A 20,244-nucleotide genomic window follows, 5' to 3' on the forward strand; every position below is an offset into this window, starting at 1 on the left:
TTACCTCCCTTTTGTTTCCAAAGACTTCTCAAGCAAACGACTCAAGCTAGAAATAACCAAGGCAATCCCCCAATAAAGAAGCGCAACTGCCGTATAGGTTTCCAGAGAGTAGTTCCCTAAATTGCGACTGATCAAGAGATTCCCGGCCCCCATAACATCAACAAAACCAATCGTATAGGCCAAGGCAGCATCCCGCATGAGATTGAGAATAGCAGTTGTTATATTGGGAAGAGCAACTTGAAAAGCTTGAGGAAAAATGATTCTCCAAAAAGTCTGACTTGGAGTCAAACCAATACTAAGCCCGGCCTCTGTCTGCCCCTTTGGAATAGCTTGATAGGCCGCCTTGAAAACCTCGGCAACAATAGCCGCAAACAAGAGAATCATCGTCAAGAGAACAAAAATAGTTTTAGACCAGTTGTTGATATCCAAACCAAGCCACCATTTCAGAAATTCTGGCAAGCCATAAAAGACTAGAAAAAGCAAGACAATCGGCGGTGTACAACGTAGGGTAAAGATATAGCCTTTGGAAATCGCTGCAAAACTCTTGTCTTCTCCTACTTGCGCCCAGGCCAAGAGACCTCCAAAAAGGGAACCAAGAAGAGTGGTAAAAAAGAGAATGGACAAGGTCATAGGAAGTGCCTTCCATAAGGTCGGCAAAAACTGAAAGACCTTGGAAAAATCATAAGAAACCATGCAAAACCCTTTCTAGTCTTGTAATTTCTGGTCTAGTCTTTGTCTACATAACTAAAGACATCTTCTTTAAAGTATTGCTGAGATAGCTTAGCAAGCGTGCCATCTTCCTTCAACTCTTTGATTGCTTTTTCATATTCTTTAGCGAATTTCTCACCCTTTTCATCACGGTGAATCAAGGGATAAGTTGGAATACCCTTGTATGGGAACCAGCTGAGTTTATCCGCATATTGGTGGTAAGGGCCATCTTCTGCGGTAACTGCTTTTTCAAAGGACAGTTTGATATCAAAGAAGGCGTCATAACGTCCTTCCAAGACCCAGGCATAGGCATCTGCCACTTTAAAGGATTCAGCTGCTGTTAGCTCAATCGGTGCATCCTGATGTTTTTCATTGTAGCTGGTGATGACATTCCATTGAGCATTCTGTGGAGAGATGGGAACCAATTTCCCTTTATTCTTAGCAAAGTCATCAATGGTTTTGTATTTCTGTTCATCTTCTTTTCTGACAGTAAATCCGATGATGCTCGCTCCGACTGGTTCAGATGGAATGACAAACTTTTTAGCTCGTTCATCTGTGTACCAAGCTCCCTTGGTTCCGATGTCATACTTGCCTGATTCCAGACCAATCAAGAGGTCATCATCACTGGTACCCGTATATTCAAATTGATAGTTTGCCAACTTCTCATCAACAGCCTTCAAAACAGCTACCTCATAACCATCTGATTCCCCTTTTTCATTGACAAAGTCATAAGGTACATAGTTTTGTGTATGGGCAACCTTCAAGGTTATAACTTCAGCAGACGAAGCCGTTTCTCCCTCCTTGGCTGGAGCGCCAACTAAACTTCTCCCGATAATCGTTGCCCCAATTACTGCAACAACTGCTACACCACCGATAATCCATGCTTTTTTACTCATCTTTTTCTCCTTTAGTTTTCAAGCGCTTCTCTCACCCACTGGATACGTTCAACTGCGATATCACTTGGAATGGTACAATCTGCCCCAAGTACCAAGCCCTGTTCCCCAGCTTCTGCAACTAGTTTCTTTGCCTCAGCCTGAATGGCATCCTTGCTACCAGTATACAGTAAGCCTGTCTTGCCATTTTCGAATCCTCCAAGAACCGTACGTCCCTTGAAAATCTCACGACCTTCCTTGAGAGTGATTCTCTCTGGTCCTACAGCCCAGTTAAAGACTTGGGCTGGATAGTCTGCAAAAAGGTGAATATCATTTCGCGCCCCCTCGTAGCCACAGATATGAAGAACCGTGACGCCACCAACAGCACTAGCCGCTTCCAGAACCGTTATCTCGCTAGGTGCAATGACGGCTTGATAATCTGCTGCTGACACTCGTTGATCTTGGATACTCTGCACGCTGAGGTATATTCCATCAGCACCAGCCTCTTTGATGACAGCTCGGCAGAGACTAGCAATATCTTCTGCAATCACATCCAACACCTTTTTAAGGGCTTCAGGATCTTCCACCAGAAAGTCCGCAATAAGGTCATCTCCGCCAGACACTTCCCCAAGCAGCCACTTGAGATAGGTCACAGGAGCAAAAATATTGTAAATCGCAACGATATCTTCTGTAAACTCTTGCTTGATTTTCTTAACCAAGTCAACCTGCTCTTTTATCCAAGTGTGATCTGGTCCGAGTGGTTGAATGGTCGCTAATTCTTGAAGTGATTTGCCTTTGGCAATCGCTGGATTTGGATAAGCAAAGTAGCCATCACTCATGAGTTTGATAAAGTCCGGCTGAACTTCTCGGATAAAGCGCTTATGGCCCTCAATATTCTTCTCGATAATGACTGGATTTGAAAAACCGTGTAGCCATTCGTCTTCGGATGTGAAATGGTGCCAAAAGCCAACTGGCACACGATCAACCTTTTCACCTTTAAATGCTTTTAAAACCCATTCTTTTTTTTCTGACATTCTTATTCTCCATTTCTTACTTTTTCAACTAATAAACTGCTTGCGATATCATTCGAGCGTAGAAAGGGGAGACTGGACTTGGAAAAATCCTGAACTCCACGACATCTCTCTCCATTTTTGCAGTGCCCATTTTTTACGACGCTTACGGCAACCAAAGCCAGCAAACCGATAACTGCAATGAAGATGCCCCATCTTTTACTTTTCATAACTCCTCCTTTTAGAGAACAGCTGCCTGCCGAATCCAGTCCAACCTCTCTAAGTCAAAGTCATCTGGAACAGTACAGTCAGCTCCCAGAAGAACGCCTTTACTACCCGCTTCAGCCAACAACCGTCTTGTTTCATCTTGCAATTCCGCCTTGGAACCTTGATAAAGCAAGCTTTTCTTGCCATTTTCAAATCCACCTAAAACGGCCTTGCCTGGAAACAACTCTTGACCCTGTGTCAAACTAACATCCTCATGGTGGGTCGCCCAGTTGACCACTTGAGCTGGATAGTCCTTAAATATCGTCACATCATTGCTCGCACCTTCAAAACCACAGATATGGAGGATATTGGTCCCACCAACCTGATTAGCTGCCTCTAAAATCGCTATATTGCTCGGTTCTATATAGGTTTGGTAAAGTGCTGGTGTGATGCGCTCATCTTGAATTTCCTGGGTGCTGAGGTAAATCCCGTCAACTCCACCTTGCTGAATGATTTTCTGAGTTAGGATAGCAATATCTCCTGCAATCACATCTAGGATAGTTCTAAATTGCTCAGGATTTTCAAGCAATAGATCAGCCACTTCCCTATCTCCTCGAGATGTTTCTGTGCGGAACCAGCGCTTGAGGTAGGAGATAGGGGAAAAGATATTGTAGAAAGAAACAATCTCTTCGGTAAAGGTCTCTCGAATCGCTTGTACCACTTCCACCTGTTGCTGAATCCATGGGTGTTCCTCACCAATCGACTCAATAGAAGTCAGCTCCTGAATGCTTGCAATCTTAGGACTATAGACATTACTTGGATAAAGGAAAAAACCATCGCTCATAATTTTTACAAAATCAGGGCGAATCCTTTCCACGTAGTTACGATGCCCGTCAACACTTTTTTGAAAGATACGTGGATTATTTAATCCCTGCCCCTTTTCTTCGAGTGTTACAAAATGAAACCAAAATCCCACAGGAACTCTTTCCACTTCATCGCCTCGAATCGCTCTAAAGACTAAATCTCTTTTACTTGCCATACCTTTCTCCTTCCATTTGGATTGAAACCATCTTACCACTCCTTTTCCCCTTTTCCCAATATATATTGACTATCGACTCGATTGGAAATTTTTATATCTATAAAGAAAAAAATCCCTAAAAAGCTTGATGTTACTAGCCTTTCAAAGATTCACTTTATTTTCATCTATTTTTCAAAAAGGAGTTGATATAGATTTTCTATCAAGCCGATTGAATTTTTTTATATCCATCTTCATTCCCAAATTAAGTACATAATTTTATCCTAATACCAAATTACTACTGAAAAATTTCTTTTCTCTCGATATTTCCTTGCACAAATCCCATGAAAACGCTACAATATTAATAGACTATTATTAGGAGGATGGGATTATGAAAATATCCAAAGTTACCATTACAATTGCTTCTACACTTGCTTCCGTCATTTTACTGACTGGCTGTGGCACAAATTCGGCAAATTCACAGACAACACAAAGTAGTACATCTGACAATCAGGTTACAATGACCTATGATCAGTTGCGTTCAAGAGAAAATACTATGTCAACTCTTTGGTATCAAAAAGCAGCTGAGACCAAGGCACTCTATCTACAAGGTTACAATGTCGCTACTGATCGTTTGAAAGAACTACTAAAAACACAGACAGATAAACCCTACTCTATCGTTTTGGACTTAGACGAAACCGTATTAGACAATAGCCCTTATCAAGCGCAAAATGTCAAAGATGGAACAGCATTTACCCCAGAAAACTGGGATGTCTGGGTAAAAAAAGCCGCAGCCAAGGCTGTACCAGGTGCTAAAGACTTTCTCCAATTTGCAGACCAAAACGGTGTCCAAATTTACTATGTATCTGACCGTACGATAGATCAGGTAGATGATACGATCAAAAACCTAGAAAATGAAGGAATTCCTGTACAAAGCCGCGATCATCTCATGTTCTTAGAAAAAGGCGTCAAATCTAAAGAAGGTCGTAGACAAGCAGTCCAAGAAAAAACCAACTTAGTCATGCTACTAGGAGACAATCTTGTGGACTTTGCAGAGTTTTCAAAGACCTCTGAAACTGAGCGCGACCAAAAATTAGAGGAATTACAAAAAGAGTTTGGTGAGAAATTCATCATTTTCCCTAACCCAATGTACGGATCATGGGAAAGCACTGTTTACAATGGTAATAAATTGGATGCCAAGGGTCAAACTGAAGAGCGCCAAAAAAACTTACAAGGTTTTGATAAATAAAATAAGAGATCTATCTACCAATTTACACCAACTACAAGATATCGTATTTGCGAGAATATCAAAAAGAGATGATTTCCAAGCGGAAATCGTCTTTTTTACTATTTTATCTTGTACTTGGTATAAACTAGTATATATTCCACTAGATAGTATGCTCTATCGCTTGTACCACTTCCACCTGTTGCTGAATCCATGGGTGTTCCTCACCAATCGACTCAACTGATTGAATTTTTTTATAACCCCTCTTTCATGACAAAGTAAGCACGTATTTTGGGCGCCACTTGTGTGCCGAAGAGTTCAATAGCTCTCAAAACTTGATCATGTGGCATAGAACCAAGCGGTAGATGGAGCATGAAACGGTCCAAGTCTAAATCCTCAATCATGCGAATCAATTTTTCTGCTACCTGATCTGGATTTCCCACAAACATGGCACCATTTGGACCAACTTGCTCCAAATATTGCTCATAGGTCAACTCCTGCCAGTGTGGACGGTCCTTGGAAATCGCATCCACCACTTGCTTAGTCGGATGGAAATAATCTTTTACAGCCTGCTCGCCATCTTCAGCAATCCAGCCCCAAGAATGAGCACCCACTTTCAGGTCTTTATCCGCATGACCGGCACCCCTTCCAATCTCACGATAAGCTTGAATCAGCTTTTTAAAATAACGCGGATTGCCACCGATAATGGCATAGACAATCGGCAACCCCGCCTGAGCAATCTTCACTGTTGACTCTACATGACCACCTGTCGCCACCCACAATGGCAATTTGTCCTGAACAGGACGAGGATAGACTTCTTTTCCAGCAATGCTTTGAGTCAATTGCCCCTGCCAGTTCACTTTGGTGTTTTCATTTGCCAGCTGAAGCAGATCTAACTTTTCATCAAAGAGAGCTTCGTAGTCTTTCAAGTCATAACCAAACAGAGGGAAGGACTCGGTGAATGAACCACGCCCTGCCATAATCTCTGCCCGTCCATTTGACAAGGCATCGATGGTAGCATATTGTTGGAACAAACGAATCTGGTCCATGCTTGAGAGTATGCTGACTGCACTGGTCAAACGAATCTTCTTGGTATTGACTGCCCCAGCTGCAAGAACAATCTCTGGCGCCGATACCGCAAAGTCTTCCCGATGATGCTCCCCAATCCCGTACACATCCAAACCAACCTTATCAGCCAACTCAATTTCTGCCACCAACTGACGAATACGTTCATCATGACTGTAAATCTGTCCAGTCGCCTCCAGAGCGGTTGTTTCACCAAATGTTGAAATTCCTAATTCTACCATCCCGTTTCCTCGCTATCTCTTTTAGTTTTAGGGTATTTTATCACTAATTAGTCCCATTTTTAATAAATTTGCTCATTAGAAAAAGCCTAGATGAACTAGACTTTCTTAGTTTATTCTACTGTTACTGACTTGGCAAGGTTACGTGGTTTGTCCACATCAAGGCCACGGTGGAGCGTTGCGAAGTAGGCAACCAATTGCGTTGGCACGACCATTGAGATTGGTGAGAGGTAAGGATGGACGGTCGTCAGAACGATATCGTCTGTCTCTTTAGCAACATTTTTTTCTGCGATAGTGAGAACCTTGGCACCACGGGCTGCGACCTCTTGGATATTTCCACGAGTGTGGTTAGCAAGGACTGGATCTGACAAGAGGGCCAAGACAGGCGTTCCTTCTTCAATCAAGGCAATGGTTCCATGCTTGAGTTCTCCTGCCGCAAAACCTTCACACTGGATGTAAGAAATCTCTTTGAGCTTAAGACTAGCCTCCATGGCTACGTAGTAGTCTTGACCACGTCCAATGTAAAAGGCATTGCGAGTGGTTTCAAGAAGGTCACGAACCTTGGCATCAATGTTTTCTTTCTCAGAAAGGGTTGATTCGATAGACTGAGCTACGATTGACAACTCATGAACCAGGTCAAAGGCTTGCGCTTTGGCATTGCCGTTTGCTTCTCCGACTGCTTTTGCCAAGAAGGCAAGAGCTGCAATTTGCGCTGTGTAGGCCTTGGTTGATGCTACGGCAATTTCAGGTCCTGCGTGAAGAAGCATGGTATGGTTGGCTTCACGTGAAAGAGTTGAGCCTGGAACGTTTGTCACTGTCAAGCTTGGAATGCCCATTTCATTGGCCTTGACCAAAACCTGACGGCTGTCAGCTGTTTCACCAGACTGGCTGATAAAGATGAAGAGTGGTTTTTTGCTGAGAAGTGGCATACCATAGCCCCACTCAGATGAAATTCCAAGTTCAACAGGTGTATCCGTCAACTCTTCCAGCATCTTCTTAGAAGCAAATCCTGCGTGGTAAGATGTTCCAGCTGCAAGGATGTAAATGCGGTCTGCATCTTGAACAGCCTTGATGATAGCTGGATCTACGACAACTTGACCTGCCTCATCTGTGTAGGCTTGGATGAGTTTACGCATCACCGTTGGTTGCTCGTCGATTTCCTTGAGCATGTAGTAAGGGTAAGTTCCCTTACCGATATCAGACAGGTCAAGTTCGGCAGTGTAGCTAGCACGCTCACGACTGTTACCATCATAGTCTTGAACTTCGACGCTATCAGCCTTGACGATTACCAACTCTTGGTCATGAATTTCCATGTATTGGTTGGTCTCACGAATCATAGCCATAGCATCTGAGCAGACCATGTTATAGCCTTCCCCAAGACCAATCAAAAGTGGTGATTTATTCTTAGCTACGTAGATAACTTCAGGATCTTGTGAGTCAACCAAGGCAAAGGCATAAGAACCACGGATGATGTGAAGAGCTTTTTTGAAGGCTTCAAGAACTGAGAGACCTTCTTCTTCCGCAAATTTTCCAATCAAGTGAACAGCAATTTCAGTATCTGTTTGCCCCTTAAAGTGGTGACCTGCAAGGTATTCTTCCTTGATTTCAAGGTAGTTCTCAATCACCCCGTTGTGCACCAAGACAAAACGTTCTGTCTCAGAGCGGTGTGGGTGAGCATTGTCCTCAGTTGGTTTTCCGTGAGTCGCCCAACGCGTATGTCCGATACCAGTTGTCCCCTCAACACCAGCTGTCTTAGCAGACAATTCTGCGATACGACCGACAGCCTTAACCAGGTGATTTTCAGCACCACCTAGGACAAAAATCCCCGCAGAATCATAACCACGGTATTCGAGCTTTTCAAGCCCTTGAATCAAAATATCAGTTGCATTTGTGTTTCCAACAACACCAACAATTCCACACATAGTATATACGACACAGACCAGCTGTGCTTTCCCCTTAAATTGGTATAGTCTGATTTTCCTTTTACAGAATCAGCAAAAACAGTATATAATTGTTTTTCTCACTTGTCAAGAATAAAAATTGGTATAGTTTTTTATCTGGCATTTTATCAGAATTTCACTTGATACCTGACAAGTCAGCATCAATTACTTATAATAAAAAGAGGAGGTATTTGCCATGTGGTTTTTCTTCGCACTTTTATCAGCTATCTTTGCAGCCTTAACGTCAATTTTAGCCAAGATTGGGATTGAAGGAGTTCCATCCAATCTAGCAACCGCTATTCGTACAGTCGTCGTCATTCTTATGGCCTGGGCCATGGTTTTCTTGACCAATAGTCAGACCGAAATTGTCAACATCAGTAAAAAAAGTTGGCTCTTTCTCATCTTATCTGGTCTAGCCACTGACGCCTCCTGGCTCTGCTACTATAAGGCTCTACAGATGGGCAATGCGACCGAGGTATCTGCTGTCGATAAATTCAGTCTCGTCATTACCCTCGTTCTAGCCTTTTTCTTTCTACAAGATATCCTGACGTTTAAAACAATTATTGGCTGTATCCTGATTACGATTGGGACCTTGGTGATGATATTGTAATAAAAAGTGAGATGAACATCATCTCACTCTTTTTATTCTTAAAATCCATTATGGTCGCTGAGTTCTTTAAACCAGTGGCCCGATTTCTTCAGGCGACGTTCCTGCGTTTCAAGGTCAAGCTCGACTAAACCATAGCGGTTTTTATAGCTGTTGAGCCATGACCAGCAATCGATAAAGGTCCAGATCAAGTATCCTTTACAATTAGCACCATCTTCAATGGCACGATGAAGTTCACGAAGATGACCTTTGACAAAGTCGATACGATAATCGTCCTGAATCATACCATTCTCACGGAATTTATCTTCACCTTCAACACCCATACCATTCTCCGTCAGCATCCACTCGATATTACCATAGTTTTCCTTGATGTTTTGAGCAATATGGTAAATCCCTTGCTCGTAGATTTCCCAACCGCGGTGAGGATTAATCTTACGACCAGGCATGACGTAAGGTTCGTAGAAATGCTCTGGCAAGAGGGGACTGTCTGGATGTTTAGCAAAACGCGGCGCCATAACGCGCAAAGGTTGGTAGTAGTTGACTCCAAGGAAATCAACTGTATTCTCGCGAATGAGTTCTAACTCTTCAACAGTGTACTCTGGCAGCAAATCATGCTCAGCTAAAATTTCCACCAATTCCTCTGGATAAGCTCCCAAGACAGACGGATCTAGGAAAGATTGAGCTTGGAAGAGGTCGGCAATGCGCGCAGCCTTGACATCCGCAGGATGCTGGCTACGTGGATAGGCTGGTGTCAAATTAAGGACAATCCCAATCTTGGAATCAGGCAGAATCTCATGACAGGCCTTAACCGCAAGACTACTAGCCAGTTGTGTATGATAGGCTACCTTAACCGCTGCTTTAGCATCTACCTTATGAGGATAGTGGGCATCATAGAAATAGCCAAACTCAACAGGAACGATAGGTTCATTAAAGGTGATCCATTGGTCCACCAAGTCACCGTAAGTCTCAAAACAGAAACGCGCATAGTCTTCATAGGCCTTGACAGTTGCCTTATTTTCCCAACCATCGCCGTCTTCTTGGAGGGCAAAAGGCAGGTCGAAGTGATAGAGATTGACTAAGAGGAGAATGCCCTTGGCCTTAATAGCCTCAAAAACCTGACGGTAGAAAGTCACCCCTTGCGGATTGACCTCTCCACGGCCCTGTGGGAAAATACGAGACCACTGGATAGAAGTTCGGAAGGCTGTATGCCCAGTCTCTACCAAAAGCTCAATATCCTTTTCCCAGTTCTCATAGAAGGTCGATGTTTTATCTGGACCAATCTCATTATAGTAGCGGTTTGGCTCTACTTGATACCAATAATCCCAGAGATTATCTCCTTTACCATCACCAAGCACTCGTCCTTCTGTCTGTGGTCCAGAAGTAGAGGAACCCCAAACAAAATCCTTTGGAAATTTTAGCATAGCTTTACCTCTTTGTTTACTCATTTTTCCCATTATACAGAAAAAACAAGGTAAAAACTAGTTACATTTTTGCCTTGTTTTTCTTCTGATTATAGTTTTTATTTCTTGCTTAGGATTTCAAGGGTTTCGAGCAAGTTGTCTGCGTGAACTTCGATGGTGTCACCAGTCGCCTTGATCTTGACTTCTACGATACCATCTGCCGCTTTCTTCCCAACAGTGATACGGATTGGCAACCCAATCAAGTCGCTATCGCTAAACTTCACTCCGACACGTTCGTTACGGTCATCCGTCAAGACTTCGTAACCAGCTCCCATCAAGTTGGCTTCCAGTTTATCTGTCAAGGCTTGCGCTTCTTCGTCTTTGACATTGACAGTAATCAAATGCACATCAAATGGTGCCAATTCTTTAGGGAAGTTAACTCCCCAAGCGTAACGGTATTCCCCTTTTGGCGTTTTGTTGACAAAGAGACGAGCGTGTTGCTCCATAACTGCTGAGAGAAGACGACTAACACCGATACCGTAACAACCCATGATGATTGGCACAGCACGGCCATTTTCGTCCAAAACATCTGCACCCATGCTTGCTGAGTAGCGAGTTCCGAGTTTGAAAATATGACCGATCTCAATACCACGGGCGAAGTTAAGAACGCCTTGTCCGTCTGGTGAAATTTCACCCTCACGAACTTCGCGGATATCCACATATTCTGCAGTAAAATCACGAACTGGGTTCACACCCGTCAAGTGGTAGCCATCTTCGTTAGCCCCCACAACAGCATTGCGAACATCTTGTACCTTACGGTCTGCAATGATTTTCACATTTTCTGGCAAACCAACTGGGCCAAGCGAACCAAAGCCAGCTGGGATAACATTTGCTACTTCTTCCTCGCTCGCAACATCAAAGAAATCTGCTCCCAAGTGGTTTTTCAACTTGACTTCATTGAGTTGGTCATTTCCAACTAGAAGGGCTGCAACAAGCTCACCATCTGCCATGTAGAAGAGGGTTTTGATTGTTTGTTCTTCTGGGACGTTAAGGAAGGCTGCAACTTCATCGATGGATTTTACACCTGGAGTCTCGACGCGAGTCACTTCTTCTTCCGCGACGACACGGTTACTTGGTTTGTATTCGTTTGTTGCCATTTCTAAGTTAGCTGCATAGCTAGACTCACTTGAGTAGGCAATGGTGTCTTCACCAGAAACCATCCATTTGAGCAATTCTGCCTTGATTTCTTCTTGCACTTCTGCAGGAATTTCATCAAATGAGGAAACTGACTTGTCTAAGACAACCCAGCGGTCGAGGTCTGTACGGGCTGGTGTGATGGCCATAAATTCTTGGCTATCCTTACCACCCATGGCTCCACCGTCACCGATGATGGCCTTGAAGTCCAAGCCACTACGAGTGAAAATACGTTCGTAGGCCGCCTTGTACTCGTCATAAGTCACGTCCAAACTATCGTAATTAGCATGGAAACTATATCCGTCTTTCATGATAAACTCACGCGTACGGAGAAGTCCGTTACGTGGACGTTTTTCATCACGGTACTTAGGTTGAATTTGGTAAAGGTTGAGTGGCAACTGCTTGTAAGACTTGACAGAGTCACGAACAATAGCTGTAAAAGTTTCTTCGTGTGTCGGACCTAGGATAAAGTCTGACTTTTCACGATTTTTCAGTTTATAAAGGTCTTCACCATAGGTTTCATAACGACCTGATTCACGCCAAAGATCGGCACTGAGAAGGGCAGGCGCTAGCATTTCCACCGCACCAATCTTATCAAACTCTTGGCGCATGATATTCTTAGCCTTTTCAATCACACGGTTAGCGAGTGGTAGGTAAGAATAAACACCAGCAGAAACTTGACGAACATAACCAGCACGCAACATAAGTGCGTGGCTGATAACTTGAGCATCGCTTGGCATTTCGCGAAGCGTTGGGATTAGCATTTTACTTTGTTTCATAATATTCCTCGATTATCTAAAAGAAGAGTCGCATAATGTCATTCCAGGTCACAGCTAGCATCAAGACAACCATCATAACTACACCAGCCATGGTGACATAGGTTTCAATTTCTTGTTTAAGGGGTTTCCGGCGGATAGCCTCTAGGATATTGAGCACAATCTTTCCACCATCCAAAGCCGGAATCGGAATCAAGTTAAAAATCCCGATATTGATGGAAATCATGGCTAGGAAATAGAGGACATTCTCAATTCCATTTTTAGCAGCATCGCTACTTGCCTTAAAAATGGCAACGGGACCGCCGAGTTTGTTCAAATCTGGATGGAAAATCAAGTTTTTCAGAGCCGAAAGGATACGAAGCCCTGAATCAGCAGCGGTTGTAAATCCACCAACAAACATGGATAGAAAGTCTGACTTGACTCCCGGTTGAACCCCGATAATATAACGTCCTTGATTTTCTTCTGGCGTTACCGTGACTTGTTTTTCGCTACCATTTTCAGAAATGGTCACATCTAAGGTCGGGGCTGTCTTGTCCTTGGTATCTGCTTCCACAGCCTGGGTCAAGTCTTGCCAATTCTTAACCTCATGCGAGCCGACCTTGGTAATTTGGGCGGTCTCAGCTACACCTACCTTAGCCAAAGCGCCCTCTGGCATGACGTGAAAGAGATTGGTCTGAGTATCTCTAACACCGCCCTGCAAAAAGATCAAAATCCAAAAAACAACAACACCTAAGATAAAGTTATTCATAGGACCTGCAAAGTTGGTGATGAGCTTGCCCCAGATAGAAGCATTTTGATACTGTACATCCAAAGGAGCGATGCGCACTTCGGTTCCGTCTTCTTCAACAACCGTTGCATCGTGATCTACTGCAAAAATCTTTTCTTCTTCCAAGACCAACCCCTTGATAAAGAGCTTGTCTTCAAAGTCAAACTGGGTTACCTGCATAGGAAGAGCCGTTTGATCCAGTTTCTTCCCTGAGAGGTTGATCCGTTTGACCTTACCATCATCAGCAAGTGTTAAACTGACTGGAGTTCCTGTCTTGATTTCTGTCGCATCATCACCCCAGCCTGCCATACGAACATAGCCTCCTAGAGGAAGGATTCGAATGGTATAAGCAGTGCCATCCTTACCGATATGGGAAAAAATCTTGGGCCCCATACCAATGGCAAATTCACGAACTAGAATGCCTGATTTCTTGGCAAAATAAAAATGTCCAAACTCATGCACCACCACAATAATCCCAAAAACGAGGATAAAGGTTAGCAATCCAATCATTCAATATTCCTTTCTTTAAAACAGGCCGAATAAGTGCATCATTGGAAACACAATCAGCATGCTGTCAAAGCGATCCAATACACCACCATGTCCAGGGATAAATTTTCCAGAATCCTTGACACCGAAATGGCGTTTCATGGCACTCTCAATCAAGTCACCAAACTGACCTGCCACACTGAAGAAGGCAGCAAAGAGACTCATTCTATAAATCCCATAAGGAAGAGCAACTGTGCTGTCCACTAACATGAAAATCACTGTTATCAGTACCGCACCTAGAATACCACCGACAAAGCCCTCAATACTCTTATTAGGAGAAACTCTCGGAGCCAACTTATGTTTACCAAAATTCATCCCTGTCAGGTAGGCTGCGCTATCTGTCGCCCAAACGATAAAAAGGGCCAAAAGTACCTTGTCAAAACCTGCCACCCGAGCATCTAGTAAGGCATTGAAGCCAAAACCAACATAAAAGCTCACAGCAATTGGGAAAGCGGCATCTTCAATCGTATAGTTTTTACTGAAAACGGTTGTCCCTAGCATTATGGTAATCAGAACACTATAGGCAACTACATTCCCATCAACAGGCAAAAATGTTAGGTAATTTTCCAAAGGAACTGTGAGAGCGAAGGTCGCAAAGAGAGTCAATGCACCCTCAATGGTCATAGTCTTTAGCCCCTTCATATGCAAGAGTTCATGGACGCCTAACATGGCTAACAAGCCAATCCCTATCTGCAACAAGAGCCCTCCTGCAAACAAGACTGGAAGGAAAATCGCCAGGGCCAATACCGCAAACAATGTTCTCTTTTGTAAATCCTTGGTCATATCTTCTCCTAAACTCCTCCAAAACGGCGATTGCGATGGTTAAAAGCAGCAATAGCTTCCTGCAAGGCGGCTTCATCAAAATCAGGCCACAAGATATCCGTAAAGTAAAGCTCACTATAGGCTGCTTGCCATGGCAAGAAATTACTTAAACGCAACTCACCACTCGTACGGATAATCAAATCAGGATCTCGCAAATCCTTTGGCAGGTGTTGCGTGAAAAGATAGTCCCCAATCATATCTTCTGTGATGTCACCAGGGTTGATTTTAGCATCTAGAACATCTTGAGCCAAGCCCTTAAGAGCCTGCGTAATTTCAGCACGGCCACCATAGTTAAGCGCAAAATTGAGAATCAAGCCCGTATTGTTCTTGGTCAATTCCTCCGCTTTTTTCAAAGCTTCAAAAGTCGGCTTAGGCAAACGGTCTGTCTCCCCAATCATCTGAATCTTAACATTATTTGCGTGCAATTCAGGGACGTAGTTATCATAAAATTCGACTGGCAAGTTCATGATAAACTTGACTTCTTGATCTGGGCGTGTCCAATTTTCCGTTGAAAAGGCATAAACCGTGATGACCTTAACTCCCATCTTGTTAGCTGCCTTGGTCACCTTTTGGAGGGCTTCCATCCCCGCCTTATGACCAAAAACCCGTGGTTGCATCCGTTTTTTAGCCCAACGACCATTCCCATCCATGATGATGCCAATATGAGCAGGAACCTGTGTTGGAACCTCGACTTCTACAGCTTTATCTTTCTTAAAAAATCCAAACATGTTCTTATTCCTATTCAAAAATCTATCGTTTCATTATACCATATTTCCCTATTTTCTTCTATTGCTAAGTTATTAGCTCTCCATACAGACAAAAAATAAGCCGCCTGATTGGGCGACTTAATTTTATAGGGAGATTATTATGAAAAAGTTTTAGGAGTTTAAGTTAAGTTCCTCTTAACTTATGAACCTAGTATACCGTCCCTAACTTAAATTTTTCTTAAGTTTTTTGAAAAAGTCAGATTTTTCCATTTTTCTTGCCAATTTTTCTTGGACAAGCGTTCTTGATAGAGCTTCATTCGGTCTTCATTCTCTAAAAAATGAGGAGTTGGGGAAATCTGAAAGTTCAAAATATCCTCTAAACCATAAGGCGCAAAGAGCTCTAAAGTTGCGTCAGCATGCAAGCGAAGCCCTATCGCCGTACAGCGCTCAGGATACTTACTCATGGCATCACGAGAACTCGTGTAAGGCGCTGTGTGGGGACTGTGCAGATGCATATAGACCTGATTTTTCAACTCCCACTGATACTGAGGAAAATCTTCTCTCAGTTTTTTCTCTATGGATACTGTTTCCTCATAAGAAATATCTGGATCAAAGAAAATCACATCCACATCCGTCTCACTATCAAAAGGCGATTTATCAGACAAGAGATTCCAGATGAAATTCCTGACAGAACCTGCCGCCAACCACGAATCTTTCAGATCAAGATCACGAATGATGGTCAGAATAGTCATCATATCCAGATTTTCTCTGAAAGCATCTAGAATTTCTTGCTCATTTTTCATTGTATTCATAACCTAAATGCTCATATGCCTTAGCAGTCGCCACCCGTCCAGACCTTGTCCGCATGATAAAACCTTTTTGGATGAGGTAAGGTTCGTACATGTCTTCAACCGTCTCACGCTCCTCGGCAATATTAACGGAGAGAGTACCTAAACCGACAGGACCACCACCGTACATCTCAATCATGGTACGAAGGATTTTCTGGTCCACATAGTCCAAACCTTCATGGTCTACATCCAGCATAGTCAAGGCCTTATCCGTAATGACATCATCAATCAAGCCATCGCCCATAATCTGCGCAAAGTCACGCACGCGCTTGAGGAGACGATTAGCAATACGAGGAGTTCCACGACTGCGTAAAGCTAACTCAGATGCAGCTTCATGAGTGATTTCCATCTCAAAGATATCTGCCGTCCGCTCGACAATCTCTGTCAAGTCAGCATGGGTATAATACTCCATGTGACCTGTAATCCCAAAACGGGCACGAAGAGGATTTGAAAGCATCCCAGCTCGTGTCGTTGCACCAATCAAGGTAAAAGGTGGCAAGTCCAGATGAACACTGCGACTGCCTTCACCAGCCCCAATCATGATATCAATGTAGAAGTCCTCCATGGCACTATAAAGCACCTCTTCCACCGACATGGGCAAGCGATGAATCTCGTCAATAAAGAGGACATCTCCCGGCTCCAAATCATTCAAAATCGCTACCAAGTCACCTGCTTTTTCAATGACAGGACCAGAAGTTTGCTTGAGATTGACTCCCAGTTCATTGGCAATGACAAAAGCCATGGTTGTTTTCCCAAGACCTGGAGGGCCAAACAAAAGAACATGGTCCAGCGCCTCATCACGCATCTTCGCTGCTTCGATAAATATTTGCAGCTGGTCCTTGACTTTATCCTGACCGATATATTCACGTAAATATTGGGGACGGAGGGTACGTTCTACTAACTCCTCATCCCCCATGATCTCATTGTCTAAAATTCTACTCATGGCTCTATTATATCAAAAATCCAAGCCACAAACAAAAAAGCCACCTGATTGGGTGGCTTCATTAGGGAGATTATTATGAAAAAGAAAAGTTTAGGATTTCATTAAATAAAGGGTACTCAATGAAAATCGAAATCAGACTAGGCAGATAGACGCAAGCATAACTATAGTTAGCTAAGTCGACTCTAACGAAGGTTGATGAGATTTTCGAAGAGTATTAGGAGGTCTTTATTTAATGATTATATAATACAAAAGGAGACTTAAAATTCCCTTAATTTTTAAATCAATCACTAACAATTTTCTTTAACAGCTGTTTGACCTGCAATACGTCCAAAAGTAAAGATATCCGTAAGCGAATTTCCTCCTAGACGGTTACCTGCATGGAGTCCACCTGCGACTTCTCCGGCAGCATACAAACCAGGGATAATCTGACCATTTTCATTCAAAACGTGTGTTGAAGTATCAATCTTGAGTCCACCCATTGTATGGTGAACGGCTGGTTTTCTCGGTGTTGCGTAAAATGGCGCAACCTCACACTTAAGATCAAAACTACCTTTATTAAATTCAGGATCAAAACCTGCATCTACATAGGAATTGTAATTCTTAATCGTTTCCACTAGAACTTGTGGGGCCATACCAATCTGAACCGCCAACTCTTCTATCGTATCTGCACGATAGAGAGTGCCTGCTTTGACTTGGGCATCGATTTTTTCTTGGCTAGTGTTGTAGGCTGTTGCCTTGATACGTTCATCTGCAATTAGATAGAACAAGCCTCCATTATCAATCGCCGCTTGAGATAGCTTGTCTCGGCTACCGTACTCATCTACAAAGCGCTTCCCTTCAGTATTTACCATGATGAAGTTTGCTGGGGGAACTTGAAGTCCTGAGAAAAGAGCTCCTGTCACTGGATCGGATACTGGCATCATTTGACTAAAGCCCATACCCACTAGATCTGCACCTACACTTTGCCCTAAAAGAATACCATCTCCTGTTACAGCTGGTGTATTAGATGTAGCGATATCATCTGCAATTTCAGTCCAGTAGGTATTGTATTTTTGTAGCATCTTTGTATTGGCACCAAATCCTCCAGAAGCTAGAACAACAGCATCTGCATTGACAATGATGGTTTGACCGTTTCGACCTTCTGCTCTGACACCCTTGACAGCCCCGTCTTCTACAAGCAATTCTTTAACTGGAGAATCTGTCAAGATCTTACCACCATGTTCTAGAACATATTTTTGTAGGACAGATATAAAGGCATACCCCATTGGTTGGACCGGCTTATGACCACGACGCCAAAGGGCTCCAACTGGCATTGTCACTTCACTACGAACAAATTCAACACCGATGTCTTCCAACCAACGAACAGACTCTAGGGCCCGTTCGGTTAAAACAGAAACCAAATCGTATTGGCCATGAATTTCATTTCCTTGTAAATCTTTTCGTTTCCCACCGATATAGGTTTGGATACGGTAAAGTAAGGTAGAGTCAAACAAATAGCTCGGGTCCTGCAAATACTGCTCAACCTCAACTTTCAAGGCTCTAAAGTCCTCTAAATATTCTGGATCAATCGTTGATTCATCTGTCGCAATCAATTCTTGAAGCGTATGAGCCTCACCTGGATGAGCTGAGAAGGTTCCTTGCCATGCTGGATCTGGTGCATTCATTGGACCACCTGCACGAACAGTATTTCCTCCAATTGCAGGAAATTTCTCAACAACAATTGGCTTCTTACCAGCTTGTAAGACTGCAGCGGCTGCAGCTAATCCAGCTCCTCCGCCTCCGACGATGACAACGTCTGCCTGATAGGTCTTATCTTCTTTATCTAGGGCAGATGGCGCTTTTGAACGTTTCCGTAAAACATCTGGATTTGCACCGGCTTGTTTGACTGCACGCGCAACTCCATCTAAAACACCATTTGAAGTCACAGAAGCTCCTGACACCGCATCAACATTTAAGGTTTGTCCCTCAATGATTTCCGCTGGGATACGGGTAAAGACGACATCTGCGATTCCTGAAGATTCTCCAGAAGAATCGATTTCAATTTTTTCAATACGGTCCTCAGAAACCGTTACATCCATCGGTAATTTACCATTATGGCCTTCAGTTGTAACATGGTAAGTCCCCGGTTCAAAGCGAACTTCTTCAGGAAGATTTAGTTGGTTTGCAACGGATACAAAGCGAAGGAAGCGATAAAAACAACTATCTAGAAAATCAACGGTTCGCTCATCAATCAAATCTCCATTGTCATCAAACGCTCGATGCACTCGACCAAGTAAAAACTCACTACCTGGCATAACTGTTGCATTTACCCCAGGAGCATCCAGAATCTGACGAAGATGAAGTTGGGCACGTGAAGAACCTTGAATATCGTAAGAAGCTCCGACAATCATGGTCGGCTTTCCGTCTAGTGGATGAATGTTAAAAGACAACCACTCGAGCAAGCTATTCAAACTTGATGGAATCGTATGATTGTGCTCGGGTGTCGAGATAATGACACCATCAGCTTCTGAAATAGCTTGATTAAACTTCTGAATAATAGGTGTATCTGTTTGATCATCTGTTTCATTGAACATTGGTACATCTGTTATCTCTAAAATCTCAATATCCGCTTTCTGAGCAAAATGTCTTTTCATAAATTGCAACAGGTTGCGATTATAGGATTTTTTTGCATTAGTCCCAACAATAGCTACTAATTTCATGGATTGTTCTCCTTTCTTGAAATACTTATGCTTTCAACCATTCTTCCCAAATGAAAGATTTCTTACGATTTGTATCTTCTGGTTTGACCAAAGCCTTTGTTAATTCAACAAAGTTTTGAAACTCTGAAAAATGTTCTTCTAGTTCTGCAACCTTTTCAGGATTGTTCAAATGACACTCATCATCCAGGACTTGCTCAGAATGACCTAGAAAGAACTCTGTACCCGGCATAACTCTCGCTTTAAGCTCCGGCGCATCTAAAATCTGACGTAAATGTGCCTGCGCTCTAGATGTTCCCAGCAAACCGAGAGAAGCACCAACAATCATCGTCGGTTTATTGATTAAGGCACGACTGGTATAAGCAATCCACTCCAAAGCAGAGGCCAAAGGTGCTGGTATCGTGTGGTCGTACTCAGGTGTTGAAATAATCATACCATCTGCAGCAAGAATTTTTTCTGAAAAAGCTTGAACTTCAGCTGGCGCTAGCTTGTCCTCAGGTTCGTTAAAGGCTGGCAATTGTTTGATTTCCAATACCTCAATGTCGGCTTTATCCGAAAAGTGCTTTTGCATAAATTTCAAGAGTTTCCGATTGGTTGAGCGATCTGAATTGGTTCCAACGATAGCAACTAGTTTCATCTTGGTACCCCTTTCATTTAT

The 20,244-nt window shown here is 43.1% G+C and carries 18 protein-coding genes; 2 read left to right on the forward strand and 16 right to left on the reverse strand.

The window, feature by feature from the left end; genetic code table 11:
* Genes MK385_RS03415 through MK385_RS03435 form a run of 5 tightly spaced genes read right to left on the reverse strand, consistent with a single transcriptional unit; the run spans position 1 to position 3,836 of the window.
* Positions 1–693 (reverse strand): amino acid ABC transporter permease, encoded by a 693-nt coding sequence (locus MK385_RS03415; protein ID WP_268725299.1) that lies wholly within the window; start codon positions 691–693, stop codon positions 1–3.
* A 32-nt stretch (positions 694–725) separates the two neighbouring features.
* Positions 726–1,604 (reverse strand): transporter substrate-binding domain-containing protein, encoded by an 879-nt coding sequence (locus MK385_RS03420; RefSeq protein ID WP_044021435.1) that lies wholly within the window; start codon positions 1,602–1,604, stop codon positions 726–728.
* 11 nt (positions 1,605–1,615) lie between these two features.
* On the reverse strand, positions 1,616–2,614 hold the full coding sequence (locus MK385_RS03425) for a uroporphyrinogen decarboxylase family protein (RefSeq protein ID WP_268725300.1): 999 nt from the start codon (positions 2,612–2,614) through the stop codon (positions 1,616–1,618).
* 2 nt (positions 2,615–2,616) lie between these two features.
* Entirely contained in the window at positions 2,617–2,820 is a 204-nt protein-coding gene (locus tag MK385_RS03430; RefSeq protein WP_095726288.1) for a hypothetical protein, read from the reverse strand.
* Between the two features lie 11 nt (positions 2,821–2,831).
* Positions 2,832–3,836: a uroporphyrinogen decarboxylase family protein gene (locus MK385_RS03435; protein ID WP_268725301.1), complete on the reverse strand. Its 1,005-nt coding sequence runs from the start codon at positions 3,834–3,836 to the stop codon at positions 2,832–2,834.
* Between the two features lie 367 nt (positions 3,837–4,203).
* Between MK385_RS03435 and MK385_RS03440 the strand changes: the two genes are divergently transcribed.
* A complete protein-coding gene (locus MK385_RS03440; RefSeq protein WP_000703383.1) occupies positions 4,204–5,061 on the forward strand; it encodes a 5'-nucleotidase, lipoprotein e(P4) family in 858 nt (285 codons plus the stop codon).
* 230 nt (positions 5,062–5,291) lie between these two features.
* On the opposite strand, the gene MK385_RS03445 is transcribed toward MK385_RS03440, so the two are convergent.
* Together MK385_RS03445 and glmS are read right to left on the reverse strand one after the other, a co-directional pair.
* On the reverse strand, positions 5,292–6,344 hold the full coding sequence (locus tag MK385_RS03445; RefSeq protein ID WP_268725302.1) for an LLM class flavin-dependent oxidoreductase: 1,053 nt from the start codon (positions 6,342–6,344) through the stop codon (positions 5,292–5,294).
* A 110-nt stretch (positions 6,345–6,454) separates the two neighbouring features.
* A complete protein-coding gene (glmS, locus tag MK385_RS03450; RefSeq protein WP_268725303.1) occupies positions 6,455–8,263 on the reverse strand; it encodes a glutamine--fructose-6-phosphate transaminase (isomerizing) in 1,809 nt (602 codons plus the stop codon).
* A gap of 214 nt (positions 8,264–8,477) precedes the next feature.
* Here glmS and MK385_RS03455 point away from each other — a divergent pair, with 214 nt between their 5' ends.
* Positions 8,478–8,891, forward strand: a complete 414-nt coding sequence (locus MK385_RS03455; protein ID WP_268725304.1) for an EamA family transporter — start codon at positions 8,478–8,480, stop codon at positions 8,889–8,891.
* Between the two features lie 38 nt (positions 8,892–8,929).
* On the opposite strand, the gene MK385_RS03460 is transcribed toward MK385_RS03455, so the two are convergent.
* The 9 genes from MK385_RS03460 to MK385_RS03500 form a co-directional block, all read right to left on the reverse strand.
* Positions 8,930–10,309 (reverse strand): glycoside hydrolase family 1 protein, encoded by a 1,380-nt coding sequence (locus MK385_RS03460; protein ID WP_268725305.1) that lies wholly within the window; start codon positions 10,307–10,309, stop codon positions 8,930–8,932.
* 98 nt (positions 10,310–10,407) lie between these two features.
* Positions 10,408–12,261: a proline--tRNA ligase gene (locus MK385_RS03465; protein WP_268725306.1), complete on the reverse strand. Its 1,854-nt coding sequence runs from the start codon at positions 12,259–12,261 to the stop codon at positions 10,408–10,410.
* Between the two features lie 16 nt (positions 12,262–12,277).
* Complete coding sequence (gene rseP, locus MK385_RS03470) at positions 12,278–13,534, reverse strand: RIP metalloprotease RseP (protein WP_061421446.1); 1,257 nt, start codon at positions 13,532–13,534, stop codon at positions 12,278–12,280.
* A 15-nt stretch (positions 13,535–13,549) separates the two neighbouring features.
* Positions 13,550–14,353, reverse strand: a complete 804-nt coding sequence (locus MK385_RS03475) for a phosphatidate cytidylyltransferase (protein WP_000159119.1) — start codon at positions 14,351–14,353, stop codon at positions 13,550–13,552.
* Between the two features lie 8 nt (positions 14,354–14,361).
* Positions 14,362–15,120, reverse strand: coding sequence for an isoprenyl transferase (locus tag MK385_RS03480; RefSeq protein WP_268725307.1), 759 nt, complete (start codon positions 15,118–15,120; stop codon positions 14,362–14,364).
* A 206-nt stretch (positions 15,121–15,326) separates the two neighbouring features.
* Positions 15,327–15,911: a nucleotidyltransferase family protein gene (locus MK385_RS03485; RefSeq protein WP_268725308.1), complete on the reverse strand. Its 585-nt coding sequence runs from the start codon at positions 15,909–15,911 to the stop codon at positions 15,327–15,329.
* Entirely contained in the window at positions 15,892–16,890 is a 999-nt protein-coding gene (gene ruvB, locus MK385_RS03490) for a Holliday junction branch migration DNA helicase RuvB (RefSeq protein WP_326845577.1), read from the reverse strand. The genes MK385_RS03485 and ruvB overlap by 20 nt, the downstream gene beginning before the upstream one ends.
* Positions 16,891–17,177: 287 nt before the next feature.
* Positions 17,178–19,589: a flavocytochrome c gene (locus MK385_RS03495; RefSeq protein ID WP_268725309.1), complete on the reverse strand. Its 2,412-nt coding sequence runs from the start codon at positions 19,587–19,589 to the stop codon at positions 17,178–17,180.
* A 25-nt stretch (positions 19,590–19,614) separates the two neighbouring features.
* Positions 19,615–20,223 (reverse strand): NADPH-dependent FMN reductase, encoded by a 609-nt coding sequence (locus MK385_RS03500; protein WP_000779598.1) that lies wholly within the window; start codon positions 20,221–20,223, stop codon positions 19,615–19,617.
* Between the last annotated feature and the right edge of the window lie 21 nt (positions 20,224–20,244).

The organism is Streptococcus oralis (assembly GCF_026782125.1).
Taxonomy (GTDB): Bacteria; Bacillota; Bacilli; order Lactobacillales; family Streptococcaceae; genus Streptococcus; species Streptococcus oralis_CE.